Origin of the sequence: Halotia branconii CENA392, assembly GCF_029953635.1 — a bacterium.
Lineage (GTDB): Bacteria > Cyanobacteriota > Cyanobacteriia > Cyanobacteriales > Nostocaceae > Halotia > Halotia branconii.
The window spans coordinates 244,484-261,935 of sequence record NZ_CP124543.1 but is presented as its reverse complement, the minus strand read 5'-3'; the positions used below and the strand labels follow the sequence as shown (position 1 = coordinate 261,935).

8 protein-coding genes are annotated in these 17,452 nt (G+C 38.1%); all 8 read left to right on the top strand.

Annotation, left to right across the window (positions count from 1 at the left end):
- Window positions 1–208 precede the first annotated feature (208 nt).
- Complete coding sequence (locus QI031_RS01185) at window positions 209–5,392, top strand: type I polyketide synthase (protein ID WP_281483416.1); 5,184 nt, start codon at window positions 209–211, stop codon at window positions 5,390–5,392.
- Window positions 5,393–5,487: 95 nt separating this feature from the next.
- Entirely contained in the window at window positions 5,488–7,221 is a 1,734-nt protein-coding gene (locus QI031_RS01180) for an SDR family NAD(P)-dependent oxidoreductase (RefSeq protein ID WP_281483415.1), read from the top strand.
- A 54-nt stretch (window positions 7,222–7,275) separates the two neighbouring features.
- The gene (locus QI031_RS01175) at window positions 7,276–8,631 is read left to right on the top strand and encodes a beta-ketoacyl [acyl carrier protein] synthase domain-containing protein (RefSeq protein ID WP_281483414.1); all 1,356 of its coding nucleotides are present in this window, start codon (window positions 7,276–7,278) and stop codon (window positions 8,629–8,631) included.
- Window positions 8,632–8,746: 115 nt separating this feature from the next.
- Window positions 8,747–12,025: a type I polyketide synthase gene (locus QI031_RS01170; RefSeq protein WP_281483413.1), complete on the top strand. Its 3,279-nt coding sequence runs from the start codon at window positions 8,747–8,749 to the stop codon at window positions 12,023–12,025.
- 36 nt (window positions 12,026–12,061) lie between these two features.
- Window positions 12,062–13,723 carry a PfaD family polyunsaturated fatty acid/polyketide biosynthesis protein gene (locus QI031_RS01165; RefSeq protein WP_281483412.1) on the top strand — a complete coding sequence of 554 codons (1,662 nt, stop codon included), beginning with the start codon at window positions 12,062–12,064 and terminating at the stop codon, window positions 13,721–13,723.
- A gap of 5 nt (window positions 13,724–13,728) precedes the next feature.
- Complete coding sequence (locus tag QI031_RS01160) at window positions 13,729–15,084, top strand: phthiocerol/phthiodiolone dimycocerosyl transferase family protein (RefSeq protein ID WP_281486175.1); 1,356 nt, start codon at window positions 13,729–13,731, stop codon at window positions 15,082–15,084.
- 96 nt (window positions 15,085–15,180) lie between these two features.
- Window positions 15,181–15,486 carry a phosphopantetheine-binding protein gene (locus QI031_RS01155; RefSeq protein WP_281483411.1) on the top strand — a complete coding sequence of 102 codons (306 nt, stop codon included), beginning with the start codon at window positions 15,181–15,183 and terminating at the stop codon, window positions 15,484–15,486.
- Between the two features lie 83 nt (window positions 15,487–15,569).
- Window positions 15,570–17,444: a TubC N-terminal docking domain-related protein gene (locus QI031_RS01150; RefSeq protein ID WP_281483410.1), complete on the top strand. Its 1,875-nt coding sequence runs from the start codon at window positions 15,570–15,572 to the stop codon at window positions 17,442–17,444.
- Window positions 17,445–17,452: the final 8 nt, after the last annotated feature.

Sequence of the window (17,452 nt, the reverse complement as noted above, 5' to 3'; positions counted from 1 at the left end):
TCTAATATAAGCGCAACGGCAATTGGATAGGATAATACGGAGTTGGATAAGTTTTCTACATAAAACTATCGCAGTTAAATCTGCTCAACAAGTTTTGTGTTGAAAGAAGTATTTTCTCTAAAGGTTGATCCCAAGTTTCCTAATTGATCAAGGAACTAAACTTTTCAATACATTTATATTTCACAAGCAAAATAGTGAAGATGAAGTCATGGCTGCTTCTAAAATTGAAGCTGTCTTGACACAGTTGCAAGATGAAGTAAGCAATTGTGAAAAGGCTCTGCTCCAGCTCATACGAGTGAAAAAAACTATGGTTGAAAACACACCGCTAACTAGCAAAATCAATACACAACTGCAAAACAATCCTATAGCCATTATTGGCATGGCTGCTATATTTCCCCAATCCCAAAATTTACAAGAATTTTGGGAAAATATTATTCACAAAACTGATTGTATTACTGATGTTCCTCCTTCACGTTGGAACGTCGAAGATTACTACGATGCTAATCCTAGAACACCTGATAAAACCTACTGCAAACGAGGCGGATTCATCCCAGAAATTGATTTCAACCCAATGGAATTTGGGCTACCGCCTAATATTTTAGAAGTCACGGATGTTTCACAATTGCTGGGTTTAGTTGTTGCCAAAGCAGCGATAGAAGATGCAGGCTATAGTGAAGATCGGCAACTTAATCGTGATATTTACAATCAGCTGCGCCAACGCACTGGTGTAATTTTAGGTGTGGCAGCAGGCAGACAATTGGGTGTACCATTGGGTGCAAGATTGCAGTATCCAGTTTGGGAAAAAGCCCTCAAAAGTAGCGGTTTATCTGATGAAGATACGCAAAAAATTGTTGAGAAAATCAAAAGTGCTTATGTGCAGTGGGAAGAAAATGCTTTTCCGGGAATGCTGGCTAATGTTGTCGCTGGTCGAATTGCTAACCGCCTAGATTTAGGAGGAACTAACTGTACAGTAGATGCTGCCTGTGCTAGTTCGTTAAGTGCTTTGAAAATGGCAATTAGTGAACTAATTGAACATCGTGCCGATATGATGTTGACTGGCGGAGTTGATACCGACAACTCAATTTTTGCCTATATGTGCTTCAGCAAAACTCCTGCTGTTTCTCAAGGTGAAAATGTCAAACCATTTGATGTTGATTCTGATGGGATGATGTTGGGTGAAGGTGTAGGGATGTTGGTACTAAAGCGTCTTGAAGATGCTCAACGAGATAGCGATCGCATCTATGCAATCATTAAAGGTATTGGTACTTCTGGCGATGGTCGCTATAAAAGTATCTATGCCCCACGTCCAGAAGGTCAAGTCTTAGCTTTGCGTCGTGCTTATGAAGATGCTGGCATTTCCCCTGCAAGTGTTGGTTTAATTGAAGCACACGGCACAGGCACGATGGTTGGAGATCCAACCGAATTTGCCTCTATTAAAGAAGTTTTTAGTGAAGACAATCCTCAAAAACAATATATTGCCCTGGGAAGTGTCAAGTCGCAAATTGGGCATACAAAAGCGGCTGCGGGTGCAGCAAGTTTAATTAAAACTGCTTTGGCTTTGCACCACAAAGTTTTGCCACCGACAATTAACATCACCAAACCACATCCGAAACTCAACATTGATAGTTCTCCGTTTTATTTAAATACAGAAACAAGACCTTGGATTAGTAGCAATGACCAGCCAAGACGTGCAGGGGTCAGTTCTTTTGGCTTTGGTGGCACAAATTATCACGTTGTTTTAGAAGAATATCAAGGTGAATATCGACTTCCTCATCGTTTACATAACAGTCCTCAGTCGATACTTTTATTTGCGTCCACACCTCAAGAATTGTTATTGCGTTGTCAAGATATCCAGCGTCAATTGCAATCTGAGACTAAAGAGCGTGATTATGCAGAACTCATTTCAGCGTCTAAATCTTTAGAAATTCCCCTCACAAATGCCAGAGTTGGGTTTGTGGCTGATTCTCTCGCCCAGGCTGGCGATTTGTTACAAATCTGCATCGACTGCCTGACGAATAAACTGCAAGCAGAATCCTGGGAGCATCCCCAAGGAATTTATTACCGTCAAACTGGGATAAATACAGCAGGGAAGGTAGTAGCACTATTTTCTGGGCAAGGTTCACAATACCTAGAAATGGGTCGGGAATTGGTGATTAATTTTCCTGACTTGCGGCACACTTATAGCCAGATGGATAGGCTGCTGCGTCAAGATAATTTGCAACCCGTTTCAGAAGTTGTGTTTCCTAATCCTGTGTTCTCTCCAGAGGAAAAGGCTACTCAGTTAGAAACATTGCAACAGACAGAATATGCCCAGCCAGCGATCGCGGTTTTTAGTGCTGGTTTGTACAAAATATTACAAAAAGCGGGATTTAAACCTGATTTTGTCGCTGGGCATAGCTTTGGGGAATTGACGGCTCTGTGGGCTGCGGGGGTTTTGAGTGAGGAAGATTATTTTTTCTTAGTCAAAGCTAGGGGTCAAGCTATGGCTGCACCCCAAGATCCTCAGTTTGATGCTGGAGCGATGCTGGCGGTGAGAGGAGATGTGAATCAGGTTGTAGAACTGATCAAAGATTTCCCGTTAGTTACTGTTGCTAACTTTAATTCTCATTATCAGATAGTGTTGGCAGGGACGAAAGCTGAAACTGTCAAAGTACAAGATGCTCTAAGAGATCTCGGATTTTCTACCATTTTGCTACCAGTTTCAGCTGCCTTTCATACACCACTTGTTGCTCATGCCCAACAACCCTTTGCTAGAGCAATTGAAAAAGTAACTTTTAAACAGCCAAAAATTTCTGTTTATACCAATATCACAGGCAAGTGCTACCCTAGTGAGCCGCAAGTCATTCAAAAAATCCTCAAAGAACACCTGAGAAATCAAGTGCTGTTTAAACAGGAGATTGAAAATATTTATGCTGAAGGCGGTTATTGCTTTATTGAATTTGGGCCACGTAACGTTTTGACTAACTTGGTTAAAGATATTCTTAGCGATCGCCCTCATTTAGCTGTGGCTTTAAATACTAATAGTTCCCAGAATAGCGATCGCACTTTGCGAACAGCGATCGTGCAGTTACGCGTCGCTGGATTACCTCTACAAAACATTGATCCCTATCAACCTGAGCCAAAAATACCAGAAGTGACTACTAATAAAGTCTTGAATATCAGTTTAGATAGCACAAACTATGTGTCAGAAAAAACAAAACAGTCGTTTACCAAAGCACTGCAAAATGGGCATCAAGTTAAATTAAATCCAGCGCCAGCTGGGGAATATCCTTCGGAAACGATAAAGAAAAAAGCAGTCAATTTTAATAACGGCGAAAATGTCAAGCCTCCACTACAAAATTCTGAACTACCCTTAAACCAAAGAGTTATAGATAGCTTAGAATACACCCTGATTGAGTTTAATCGCCATCAACGAGATATTTTGCAAATTCACGAACAATCGTTGCAACATCAAACCGAATATACCAAAATCTTCTTTCAACTGATGCAGCAACAGCATCTGTTGTGGGGCAATTATAAATTTACGGAACAACAAGCGCAAACACAGCAAATTGCCCTCTCCAGTTCCGAGCGGAATATTATGCGGTTTCACGATCATCAAGCTGAAACTCTCCGCATTCATCAGCAATATCTCAACTATCAGCATGACTATACTCACGACTTCTTCGAGTTGCTCCAGCAACAGTATAATCAGCTGCTATCGGGCGATCGCACTCAACACAGTTTAATCCCACTGGATAATTATCAAGAAATTCCAGAGGATAAACCTGTTCTCGTCACAACTGCATCAGCGACAGTAACGAGTAACGGATTTGTGACCAAATCTGAGCCAACTTATAGTAATGGTAATGGTGTACATCATCAAGCAAAATCAGTTTTAGATCTGGTTACGCCGCAGCAAAGTAAGATTAAGATTGCTACGTTAGAACCTGTATCTGAACAGCAGCAGCAAGCAGAACTACCTCTTGTTGAACCACTACCAATAATCATTGATGTAGCCACCCTCAGCCAAACTCTACTCAACATCATTAGTGATAAGACAGGCTACCCAGTAGAGATGCTGGAAATGGACATGGATATGGAGGCAGATTTAGGGATTGACTCCATCAAACGGGTGGAAATTTTAGGGGCGCTGCGAGATATGTACCCCGATTTTCCTCAATCGAATGTCGAAGAACTGGGAGAACTCCGCACTATCGGTCAAGTTGTAGAGTATTTGCAATTCCAAACTTCACAAACTCCCCTTCCAGAAGTTGTCAAAGAATTAGAGACCCAAGAGAAGTTGTTAGAAGAGTCTTCCTCCCAAGAAATTTCTTCTAGCAAAGACGCTATACCAACGGAAAATAACACAGTAATTATTTCCCCCACTTCTCAATTTCCAGACTTTAGCCAAACTTTGTTAGCCATCACCAGTGATAAGACAGGCTACCCAGTAGAAATGTTGGAATTGGACATGGATATGGAGGCAGATTTAGGGATTGACTCCATCAAACGGGTAGAAATCTTAGGGGCGATGCAAGAGATGTACCCCGATTTACCCAAGCCAAACGTCGAAGAACTGGGAGAACTCCGCACTATTGGTCAAATTGTAGAATATCTCCGACAGTTAGCGGGGGATGAAAAAAAAAATTCTCAGTCTCAGCTTGACAAACAATTAGATCAGGTAAATCCAGATATTCAACGCTTTCCAGTCAAACTCAAAAACCTGCCGCCACCCGATAGTTTAGATTTCATTTTCCCAGAAGGATACATTGCCTTAATTACCGATGATGGTTCCCTCATCACTTCTAAATTGGCTCATTCCCTGACAGAACAAGGCTGGAAAGTAGTAGTTTTAAGTTTCCCGCAATCACTGATTCCTCAACAATCGCCTTTACCCAAAGGTATGCCTCACGTCAGTTTAGCAGATTTGAGTGAAGAGCATCTTCAACAAAAACTGCTAGCGATCGCTACTAACTTCGGTCAAATTGGTGCTTTCATTCATTTACATCCTATCTTTGCAATCAATCACTCTAGTAAAATTTCTTATCTCAAAGCAGAAAAGGCGATCGTCAAGCATGTGTTTTTGATGGCAAAACATCTCAAACAATCCTTAAATGAGGCGGCACATTCTGGACGTAGTTGTTTTTGTACAGTTGCTCATCTTGATGGAGCCTTTGGATTAGAGCATCAAGTTAACTTTGGAGCAATCGGCGCTGGTTTATTTGGTTTAACTAAGAGTCTGAGATGGGAATGGCCTCAAGTATTTACTCGCGCGATCGATTTAAGTCCCACTCTTGATCCCCAGCAGTCAATACCATACATTATCGCTGAACTTCACGACCCGAATCTTTATATCAGTGAAGTTGCTTACGGTTCACAAGGACGAGTCACCTTAACTACTTCTTTCTAATCTTTGTGTCTTCGTGTCTTTGTGGTAGAAAAGGATTTTTGAACCACCAAGGCACAAAGACACAAAGGAGGAATTTTAACTGATCCTTCATAAATATGACTACACTAACTCAGATTAATCCCTCATCGGTTTTTGTTGTCAGTGGTGGTGCTAAAGGAATTACGGCGGAATGCACCATTAAATTAGCACAACACCAACCTTGTAAGTTTATCCTGCTTGGTCGTTCAGAAATTTTAGAAACCGAGCCAGATTTTGCTGATGATTGTTTAGAAGAATCGGCATTAAAAAAACGTATCATGGAAAATCTGCTTACCCAAGGTGAGAAGCCTACACCGATGAGTGTGCAGAAGATATATCACCAAATTGCTGCTAGTCGGGAAATCAAAAAAACTCTAGCGGCGATTCAAAAAATAGGCGCACAAGCTGAATATATTAGTGTTGATGTCACAGATAAGTTAGCTTTACAAGAGAAACTTACTGCTGCTGTCAAACGCACAGGCCCGATTACAGGAATTATCCACGGCGCTGGAAATTTAGCTGATAAATTGATTGAAAAGAAAACAGAACAGGATTTTGAAAAGGTTTATGCTGCTAAAGTACAGGGATTAGAAAATCTTTTATCTTGCGTCAATCTGAATCAAATTCAGCATTTAGTTTTGTTTTCTTCAGTCACAGGTTTTTATGGAAATATTGGACAATCTGATTACGCGATCGCTAATGAAATTCTCAACAAATCAGCCCATTTAATTAAACAATATCATCCTCAATGTCATGTAGTCGCCATCAATTGGGGAGCATGGGATAGTGGGATGATGACATCGGAACTCAAAAAAGCTTTTACCGAACGGGGAATTAAAATTATTCCTGTGGAGGGTGGGACACAAATGTTAGTTAATGAAATGCATTCGGTAACGGATGCAACTACACAAGTAGTAATTGGCAATCCCATGAATCCACCTCCTGTAACCTTTGATTTAGAACTAAGAAGCTATCAGATTCGTCGCCGGCTGACATTAAAAGAGAATCCATTTTTACTTGATCATGTGATTGCTGAATCAGCAGTTTTACCAGCTACCTGTGCCATGTCCTGGATGATTAATGCCTGTGAAGAACGTTATCCAGGTTATAAATTTTTAACATGTCAAGATTTCAAAATTTTGAAAGGGATTCCTTTTAATGAAAGTCTGGCTGAGGAATACATTCTAGAATTACAAGAAACTTCTAAAACTGCTTCTGCATCTATCGATTTTCAAACTACCATCCTGAGTAAAACCTCCACCGGAAAAACTCATTTTCATTTTAAATCACTGATAAAACTGGTACAAGAAATACCAGAACCTCCCATTTACGAATCAGCAAACTTCACAGAAGATCATATCATCACTACGATTGGTAAAGATTTTTATCAAAATGGAGATTTGTCCTTATTTCATGGGACAGCATTTCAACAAATTACTAGAGTTTTAAATATTAGCTCCCAAAAAATTACTGTTGAGTGTTTTTGGCAAAAAATCACAGATAAACAACAAGGACAGTTTCCTGTGAGATGGTGCAATCCTTATACAACTGACTTAAGTACACAATCTTTATGGATTTGGTTAAGTCATTTTCATCAAACGGTTTGTTTACCTGGAGAGTTAACATTATCAGAACAGTTCGCAGCTATGCCATGCAATGAACCTTTTTATGTTTCTTGTGAAATTAAAAGAAAAACAGAAAGTAGTGTAACTGCTGATTTCATGATTCATAATCGTCAAGGACAAATATACTTACGCATTTTAGGAGCCAAAGCAGTTATTGTACCAACACAACTAATCAAGCGTAAATAATTAATTTCAAGTTACTGATTTGTCAATTAATATTAGCTTATAAGGATTTCCGCAATGGAAAAAATAGCTATTATCGGATTATCATGTTTGTTTCCTGATGCTCACAATCCTCAACAATTTTGGCAGAATCTAACTGAGCAAAAAGATTCAACATCATTTGTGACTGCTGAAGAGATGGGAGTAGATCCCATGACTTTTTATAATTCAGTCAAAGGACAACCAGAGAAAATTTATTCTCTTAAAGGAGGATTGATCCGTAACTTTCAATTTGATGCTAGTGAATATAATCTACCATCAGATTTTGTAGAAAGTTTAGATGATACTTTTAAATGGTCACTTTATGCAGCCAAACAAGCAATTGTACAAAGTGGTTATTGGGAAAAGCAATCTGTTTTATCTAAATGTGGGCTGATTTTGGGAACTTTATCTTTACCCACAAAGTTATCTAATCAATTATTATCACCTATTTATCGGCGAATAATAGATGGTGCGATCGCAAAACTTTTACAAAATCAAAACTTCCACTTAGCTGACTTATTAACATCAGCAAATATATCTCCACATAATGCGATGATTTCTGGCTTTCCAGCAGCTTTAATTGCTCAAGCCTTTGCTTTATCTAGTACTCACTTTTGTATAGATGCTGCCTGTTCCTCATCATTTTATGCAATTAAACTAGCATCTCATTACCTACAATCTGGTAAAGCTGACTTGATGTTAGCTGGAGCAATTAGTTGTGCAGATCCGTTATTTTTGCGAATGTTATTTTCTGGCATTCAAGGATATCCCGAAGATGATACTAGTTGTCCTTTAGATCAAAAATCACGAGGATTAATTACATCTGAAGGCATAGGAATGGTTATGCTAAAAAGATATAATGATGCTGTTAGAGATGGCGATAAAATTTTAGCTACAATTTGTGGTAATGGGCTTTCTAATGATGGTAAAGGTAAGCACTTACTCAGCCCTAATTCTCAAGGACAAATTGTAGCATTTGAACGAGCTTATACCGAAGCGCAAATTTCTCCTCAAACTATCGATTACATGGAGTGTCATGCAACCGGCACTTTATTAGGAGATACCACAGAATTTAACTCGATAGAAACCTTTTTTGGTCAACATCAAGCAGCACCCTTAGTAGGTTCTGTCAAAGCTAATGTAGGTCATTTACTCGTTGCTGCGGGAATGGTCAGCTTGACTAAAGCGATTTGCAGCATGTCTCATGACGTAATTCCACCAACTATTAACGTAACTCAACCTTTAGCTTCTGAAAATAATCCCATCTTTCCTCAAAACATTGTCACAACTGCAACCCCTTGGCCAAACACTAAGACAAAGAAATACGCAGCATTAAGCGCCTTTGGCTTCGGTGGTACAAACTCCCACCTAATTCTAGAACAAGAAAATTAAACAAAGGATTAAGCGTGAAACTGTGTATTTCTTCTTTGCGCCTTTGCGCCTACCGCAAGCGGAACGCCTAGCGGCGAATGCGTGAGATAAATCCATCCCTCCCACTTTATTCATAATGTTAAAACCCCAAAACAACACCTCTAACAAAATCGCTATCATCGGCATGGATGCCTTTTTTGGCGAATGCCAAGACCTAGATACCCTTGAACGCAGTATTTATGAAGGCAAACAGCATTTTATTCCCCTACCGCCTCAAAGATGGTATGGCATAGAACAACAAGAAGACCTACTCAAACAATACGGTTTATCAGAAGGCAAACCACCAATAGGAGCTTACATCAAAGATTTTGATATTGATACCTTAGCTTACAAAATCCCGCCCAACGAAGTAGAAAAACTCAATCCCCAACAACTATTATTACTAAAAGTAGTAGACCGCGCCCTCAAAGATGCCAACATTTCCAAAGGCAAAAACGTCGCTGTAATTATTGCTGCGGAGACAGAGTTATCTGTCCACAAACTACAACAACGATGGAACTTATCTTGGCAGATTAAAGATGGTTTGAATAATGCAAAAATTCCATTATCTGCCGATAAAACCACTCAACTGGAAACCATCGTTAAAGATAGTGTTCACCATCAAGTAGATGTCGGTGAATATCTCAGTTACATCGCCAATATCATGGCTAGCCGAATTTCCTCTTTATGGAATTTCAGTGGACCAGCATTCACCATGACTGCGGTAGAAACTTCCGCCTTCAAAGCCTTAGAAGTAGCACAAATGCTATTAATTTCTGGAGAAGCAGACGCAGTTGTTGTTGGTGCTGTCGATTTAGCCGGTGGCGTAGAAAATATCTTATTGCGAAACCAATGGTCAAAAATTAACACTGGTGCTAACACCTTAAGTTATGACCAAAAAGCCAACGGCTGGACAGTTGGTGAGGGTGCTGGTGCAATTGTTCTCAAGCGTCATCATACTGCAAAAGCAAACAGCGATCGCATCTATGCAGTTGTTGATGCTGTTAATTTAGGGTCAGTCTCTGCTACTGCTGAAGTCTGTAACCAAGCTTTCCAAATAGCTGGGATTCAACCTACCCAAGTGAAATATCTGGAAGTCTGCGGTAGTGGTGTTCCTCAGGAAGATGCAGCCGAAATCGCCGGATTAATGCAAGCTTATCCTGCTGTGGGCAATGATTTGTATTGTGCGATTGGCAGCGTCAAGGCCAATATTGGTCATACTCATGTAGCCTCTGGAATGGCTAGCCTCATCAAAACAGCTTTGTGTGTTTATCACAAATACATTCCTGGCACACCCAACTGGTCTGGTGTTAAAACACCGCAAATTTGGCAGGATAGCCCTTTTTATGTACCCACGGAATCTAGACCTTGGTTTCTCGGCACAGATGGTAAAACTAGAGTTGCCGCAGTCAATGGTATCGGATGTGATGGTACTTATGCTCATGTCATCTTGTCAGAAGCATCAGAGCCACAAAAGTACAGCAGTCAGTATTTAGAGCAAATGCCTTTTTATCTGCTTCCCATAGCAGCAGATGAACGCTCAGTTTTATTAGAAGAATTGGAGCATCTGCAAAAAATTATTGAAAATAGTTCTAATTTATCAATTACTGCTAGCCTGATTTTTGCTCCTTTTAAACAACATTTCCAAGCTAAGTACGCCTTAGTAATTACAGGACGCAACCAGAAAGAATTACTTAAAGAAATCGCATCTGCTCGTAAAGGTGTCAACATTGCTTTTGAGCGAGGTACAGATTGGCAAACGCCTGTTGGCAGTTATTTTACAGCAAATCCATTAGGAAAAGAGAAAGCGATCGCTTACGTTTATCCAGCAGCCGTCAATTCTTATCTCGGCATTGGTAAAAATCTCTTGCGGTTATTTCCTCAAGTCTACGATGACACGATATTTAGTAATCTTGCTAACCGTGCGACCAAAATTCATCAACTAATTTATCCTAGAAGCTTAAATAAGTTGTCAGCTAGGCAATTAGAAACTCTGGAAAAACAATTGCTAGATGATTCTCTGGCAATGTTTGAAGTAGAAATAGCCTATTCTCGACTAATTACAAAAATCATTCGAGATGATTTTCACATCAAACCTAAATATGTGTTTGGCTATAGTTTGGGTGAAACAAGTATGATGGTTGCCCAAGGAGTTTGGAGTAACTTTGAGGGTGGAAGTAATAGTTTTAATTCATCTCCTTTATTTGGAGATAAGTTATCTGGTCAAAAAAATGCCGTGCGTGAATATTGGGGTTTACCAAAAACATCTTCAGAGCAGAATTTTTGGGGTAATTATGTTTTGATGACCAGTCCATCCCAAGTCAGAGAATATCTTCAACATGAAAACCGTGTTTATTTAACTCAAATAAATACCTCAGAAGAAGTTTTAATTGCTGGTGAAATAACAGCTTGTCAGCGATTAATTAATAGTTTAGGTTGCAATGCTTTCCCGGCTCCTTTCGATCATGTTATTCATTGTGAAGCAATGCGATCGCAATACGAAGAATTAGTAAAACTTAACACTTTACCGACTCAAAATATTAGAGATATTGCGTTTTATTCTGCTGCTGAATATCAACCTATTATACTCAATGATGGTGCGATCGCTCGTAGTATTGCTACAGGTTTATCTCAACAATTAGATTTTCCCCGCCTAGTTAATCGTGTCTACGATGATGGAGCGAGAATATTTATTGAAACTGGTGCTGGGAGTGTTTGTTCTCGATGGATTGATAAAATTCTCGAAAATAAAGAACATCTCACAGTCTCGCTAAATCGTAGGGGTATAGATGATCATACTTCTATGATTAAAGCCTTAGCAAAACTTGTTAGCCATCGCGTCGATTTGGACTTATCGCCACTTTATAGTCTGGAAAAAGTAGTAATTAATCAAAATACAACAACTCTCAAAACGATTACTTTAGGTGGTAAATCAATTACAGCTACCATCTTGAGTGACGAAAATATTCAATTATTTCAAAAGACATCTGAAACAATTAACCATGATGACCAGTTTGAACAACAAGCTATGCTGAATTTGCCAGAGTTTAAAACCATTAACTCTTCTCACAACCCCGTCAATATTCACAAGAGATATCTGGAAAATAGTAAAAATTTAAAATCTTCCGAACCAACTGTAATTCAAAACAAAATGCCTCCACAGACTCCTCATCCTACAACTGACTTTAACTCTTTTTATCATCCAGTCAGTCTTTCAGACTTTAATAAGTCTCAATATTATCAATTAATTGCTAATAATGCCCGCATTAATCAAGCTCACGTTGCTTTCTTAAAAGCTAGACAAGAATCCAGCAAGCAACTAAGTGAAATTATTCTTTTACAATTATCTGCTGTTCACAATTTGCTTAATCAATAAATTGGTGAAAATTACCGTTTATCGAGCTAAAACATTATGCAAACTCTAGATTCTGTAATTCATCAACGCACTAATAATCTGAGCTTTTCTGGCTATACCTATCATCAAAACCATATTTGGCAACGAAATTTAGATGATATAGCTTTTGAGCAAGCAGCTATTAAAGATAAACTATTAGTTTTAGACAAACCTTGTTACATCGTCAAAGTTGCCGGAAAAATTGGTGTAACGAACGAGGGTTATTTATCTTCTGCGGACAATAGCACAACGGCACAGTTAGAACTACTAACATTTGTTCCTCCTATCCGCATTCAACAGTTAGGAGATGCAAACTTTCTCTCCTTTCATGGTGTCAAATATGCTTATATGACTGGGGCAATGGCTGGCGGTATTGCTTCCGAAGAAATGGTAATTGCTTTAGGTAAAGAAAAGATTTTAAGTTCTTTTGGGGCTGGCGGTTTACCTCCAGAACGTATAGAAGCCGCAATTCATCGCATTCAATCAGCTTTACCTCATGGCCCTTATGCTTTTAATTTAATTCACAGTCCTAATGATATGGCGATTGAACGCCGGGCTGTGGATTTATACTTAAAATATCAAGTCAGAACTGTAGAAGCTTCAGCATTTTTAGACTTAACTGCCAACATTGTTTATTATCGTGTTGCTGGCTTAAGTTTAAATGATGCCAATCAAATTGAAATCAAAAACAAAGTCATTGCTAAAGTTTCTCGTCGAGAAGTAGCAACTAAATTTCTGCAACCAGCACCAGAGAAATTCCTCAAAGAGCTTGTAGAACAAGGACTAATTACTCAGTTGCAAGCAAAGCTAGCAGCACAAGTACCAATGGCTGATGATGTTACCGTCGAGGCCGATTCTGGTGGTCATACAGATAACCGTCCTTTAGTTTGTTTACTGCCTTCTATTATTGCTTTACGCGATGAAATTCAAGCACAATATAATTATGAAATGCCTATTAGAGTAGGCGTAGCAGGAGGAATTTCTACACCACAATCAGCCTTAGCAGCTTTTATGATGGGTGCTGCTTATGTAATGACTGGCTCAATTAATCAATCTTGCATTGAAGCCGGAACTTCTACATATACTAAACAATTACTGGCTCAAGCCGAGATGGCTGATGTGATGATGGCTCCAGCCGCAGATATGTTTGAAATGGGTGTGAAACTTCAAGTATTAAAAAAAGGAACTCTCTTTCCTTTGCGCGCTCAAAAACTATTTGATTTATATAAAACTTATAACTCAATAGAAGATATTCCTAGCCAAGAAAAAGAGAAGTTAGAAAAACAAGTTTTCCGAAATAGTCTAGAGTTTGTATGGCAAGAAACAGCTAATTATTTGTCAAAACGCAATCCTGATAAATTAATTAAAGCTGCCAACAATTCTAAACTGAAAATGGCTTTAATTTTTCGTTGGTATCTGGGATTATCTTCCCGTTGGTCTAACTCTGGTGAAAAAGGTCGGGAAATTGATTATCAAATTTGGTGCGGCCCAGCAATAGGTAGTTTTAATGACTGGGTAAGAGGTTCTTATTTATCAGAACCAAACAATCGTCGAGTTGTTGATGTTGCTTATCACATTCTGACTGGGGCAGCATTTTTATATCGCATTCAAAGTTTGAAAATTCAAGGGCTACAAATTTCTGATTACTACAATCAGTATTTCCCAGTATCTCAAAACTAATCATGATAATTCATAACAGAAAGCTGGGTCGTCTTGAGCAAGCTATGGAAACCTTAAATAGCCAAGCTAAAACCTGGAATATAGTGACAATTAGTCGCATTAAAGGCGCACTCAGCAAAGAAGTTCTCAGACAATCGCTAGATAAAGTTCAGTGTCGTCATCCTCGTCTCAATTCTCACATTGTCCGTTCTCAAAATCGTCTTTACTTTCAAACTGAGGGAACAGCAAAGATTGCTTTACGTGTTGTGAAGAAGCTAAGTGATGAGCAATGGACAGAAGTTGTTGATGAGGAGATGAATGAAAAAATTGATAGTAGTAAATGTCTCATGCGAGTGGTACTAGTTCACTTTCAGAATCAGAAAAATATAAGTTATTTAATTACAACAGTACATCATGCGATCGCAGATGCTTTATCATGTATTCAACTTCACTCAGAAATTTTGACTAATTGTCAAAAAGTTGTATCTGGTGAAGAAATCAACTTAGTTAATTTATCTCCTCTTCCACCAATTGAAGAAATCATCCCTAAATGGACGAAAGGCTTAAAAAGCAAGATAAATAACGTACTATTTCTGTTACAGTTGGGATTTCAGAAGATTTGGTATCAACCAAAAACATTAGATTTAGAAAATTATGTACCTGTTGCACAACGCCGTTGTCACATTATTCACCGACAACTTGACCCAGATGTAACTCAAAAATTTATCAATCTTTGCCGACAAGAAAATACAACAGTACACAGTGCTTTATGCGCTGCCATGATATTTACAGTAGCGAGAAAAATTACTCAAGGTAACAAAAAAGATATCCAAGTCAGCTGTCTATCATATCTTGATTTGAGAAGACGTTTAAAACCGACAATTAGCGATGAACATTTGGCTGTATTAGCCGCGTCTATGATGGGATTTCACACCATTAAAACAAACACATCCTTTTGGGAATTAGCACGGAATGTCAAACAAAAACTAGAAGATGGTACACAACGCGGTGATATCTTCAAGATGATGTTAGTTGCCAAACATCTCATTGATTTTTGTTTCAGACAACCCAAACAAGTAGCTGCTACAGTTTCTGTCTCTAACATTGGCAAGGTTAGCATTCCTAAATTTTATGGCGAATTTGAACTAGAAGAAATTAGCTTTGCTGGCTCACATGCTTTATATGCAGGTGTGTTTATTATTCATGCTGCAACTTTTCAAGGCAAAATGTTGTTAAATTTTGTATTTTCTCAGCCTGCAATTAGTCAAGAAACAATAGAAGTTCTTGTGAATGAATTAATGTCTTTCATCAGGGAAATGTGTGACTTCAATTTGAATCTTTGCTTTACATGCAAAAGATATACTTCTTGCATAACTAAATAACTTATTTTAAGTTTTTCAGGATAACAAAATCATGAAAATAAATGTATTCATTTGCTGAATACAAAGTTATTATTTTGTGAATTTAGAGGTTTATAAATGAGCCAGTCTATTCCCGATTCAACTGTAAAACGCTCTTATACAGCAGAAGAAATTCAAGCTTGGTTAGTCTTTCATCTTTCGGAACTGCTGGGAGTTAAACCTGATGAGATAAATGTCACAGAGCCTTTAGAAAGTTACGGTTTGGATTCATCACAGGGTATGCTCTTGGCTATTAAAGCAAAAAAGTTGTTGGGATTTGAATTTTCTCCTCTACTGGTATGGCATTATCCCACTATCGAATTACTTTCTCAACGGTTAGCCGAAGAATCTCAAGATTTGGAGTCAGAAACTTTTGAAATTTAGTTTCAACTGAAAACTTGACAAAAAACAAACCAATTTTCAAGTTGCACTGATTGAGTTTATTGATTAAACAATACCAAAAAAAGATGGAAACAGCAGAGATTTTGTCTAATTTAAAACAACAAGGTGTACATATTTCAGTCGAAAATAAAACATTAAATATTCGTTCTCCTAAAGGAGTATTAACCCCAGAACTTCAAGCACAAATAGTTGCAAATAAGCCAGAAATTATTGAATTTTTGCGGCGCAATCTAGCTCATAGTTATGCTAATGTGCCAATTGCTCAAGGTTTAAGTTTACAAACTATTGGGCGTTTAATTGGAGAAGTAGGTGAGGAATTAAATCAAGATTCCAAACCACCGATTATTGACCCTAAGCTAATGGCTCAGAGGCTGACAGTTACTTTTAGACCTCTAGTTAAGGGATACAAAAATTTAGCAATTTTAGGTTTTAGAGCCGAACTAGAACAAAAATTACAGGAATACGGGGTCAATATTATCTCTTGGGAGCAAGCTACAAAAGAATTTAAATATGCAATCAATATACCGCTAACTAACTGGAAGCAAAGCATTAAAACTAGAGTAGTCAAAACTGGAGTTAATGCTGTAATTGATGTTGATAGACCAGCTTCTATCAGAAGTATTGCGGAAACATTTGCAGCCGAAAAGTTTTATCAATTATATTCTCGGTTTATTCTGCAAGACCGAAAAATATCTGTTTCAGGAATTGGACGATTAATCGGATGGGCTGAAGAATGTGCAGCTAAATATATTGAAGACCCAACAAATACTCAAGTTATTGTACTCACAGATTTAGATGAGGAGTTTATTAATTCGCAAACCCCTTATCAAAGAAAAATTAAAATTGGATTAAATACATTAGTCCGTACTTTTTCTGAAATTGTAATTGGAGTTTCTGCTACTAAGTTTTCGATTTTGAATATGAATCTATCTGATTCTATATTTTATAGAAGTGACATAGATAGGTTTGTTCTGAAATCACTTATTCCTAAAATTTACGTACCTATTTTACCTTTACCTCTGAGCAAATTTCAATTAGGAGTGTGTCACGTTCAAAAATCTACTTATGCTAAAAAATTAGTTGCTTTAAGCCATAAACTGGCAGACACAAATCTATTTCCTCCGGGTTCAAAGTTGAGTGAGGTAATTAAAAGAAAGTCTCATAGAGATATTGTCAACGTCATTGTTAATGGTAGAACGGGTGTTTCTTACGGCTTTGTTGCTTATGCAGAACCACCACAGTATATAGGTAAAGTTGAGATAACTGAACAGGAATGGGAAAGCTTGTCTTCTATTACAGAATTTAATATTGATCAAGTACGTCAAAATACCATAGGTCGCAGATATTTAAAAACTCAAATAGGAACAGAATATAAATTTAAGCAGATTCCTGATATCTGGGTTTTTAGCGCTCGCTCTGGTTCTAATAAAACAAATTTAAACCTTGAAAACGATGTCCTGAGAATTGGTTTGACAAACAGGTTATTATTACAGTTACCGCAGGAACTTGATTCGCAAGTAGCAGATATTAAGCCTTCTTATGATGTTTATGTAATGCTTGCTATTAGTCTTGCAGCTGCTTTATATACACCAAAATTAATTAAAAATGGTGCGCCAATTGTTCATTTCCACGGCTACCCAGTATTTGAGTGGTTTAAACCCCATGAATACTGCGTTGGAGTCCATAACCCTTCAGTACCTTGTGGAACTTATGAATCAGGAGTATTCAATTTTTTGGGTATTGCTAGTTTGGCAAATCAATCATCGAAAGACATGAACTTAATTAGTTTAGTAGAGCCAGATCATGGCACAAATTTTATCGCTCATGATTTAGATTATCTAGTCGAAAGATTAAAAACTGGATGTGCAGAAGGTCAAGTGGAACTTGGAGGCAAACATTTTGCTTCTTTGAAAGCAAAAGTAGGCGAATTAGAAATTTAATTCCCAAT

Bases quoted from the DNA above. Each gene is read 5' to 3' on its own strand.
- QI031_RS01150 (WP_281483410.1), top strand. From the start codon at position 15,570: ATGGAAACAGCAGAGATTTTGTCTAATTTAAAACAACAAGGTGTACAT.
- QI031_RS01165 (WP_281483412.1), top strand. From the start codon at position 12,062: ATGCAAACTCTAGATTCTGTAATTCATCAACGCACTAATAATCTGAGC.
- QI031_RS01180 (WP_281483415.1), top strand. From the start codon at position 5,488: ATGACTACACTAACTCAGATTAATCCCTCATCGGTTTTTGTTGTCAGT.
- QI031_RS01170 (WP_281483413.1), top strand. From the start codon at position 8,747: ATGTTAAAACCCCAAAACAACACCTCTAACAAAATCGCTATCATCGGC.
- QI031_RS01185 (WP_281483416.1), top strand. From the start codon at position 209: ATGGCTGCTTCTAAAATTGAAGCTGTCTTGACACAGTTGCAAGATGAA.
- QI031_RS01155 (WP_281483411.1), top strand. From the start codon at position 15,181: ATGAGCCAGTCTATTCCCGATTCAACTGTAAAACGCTCTTATACAGCA.
- QI031_RS01175 (WP_281483414.1), top strand. From the start codon at position 7,276: ATGGAAAAAATAGCTATTATCGGATTATCATGTTTGTTTCCTGATGCT.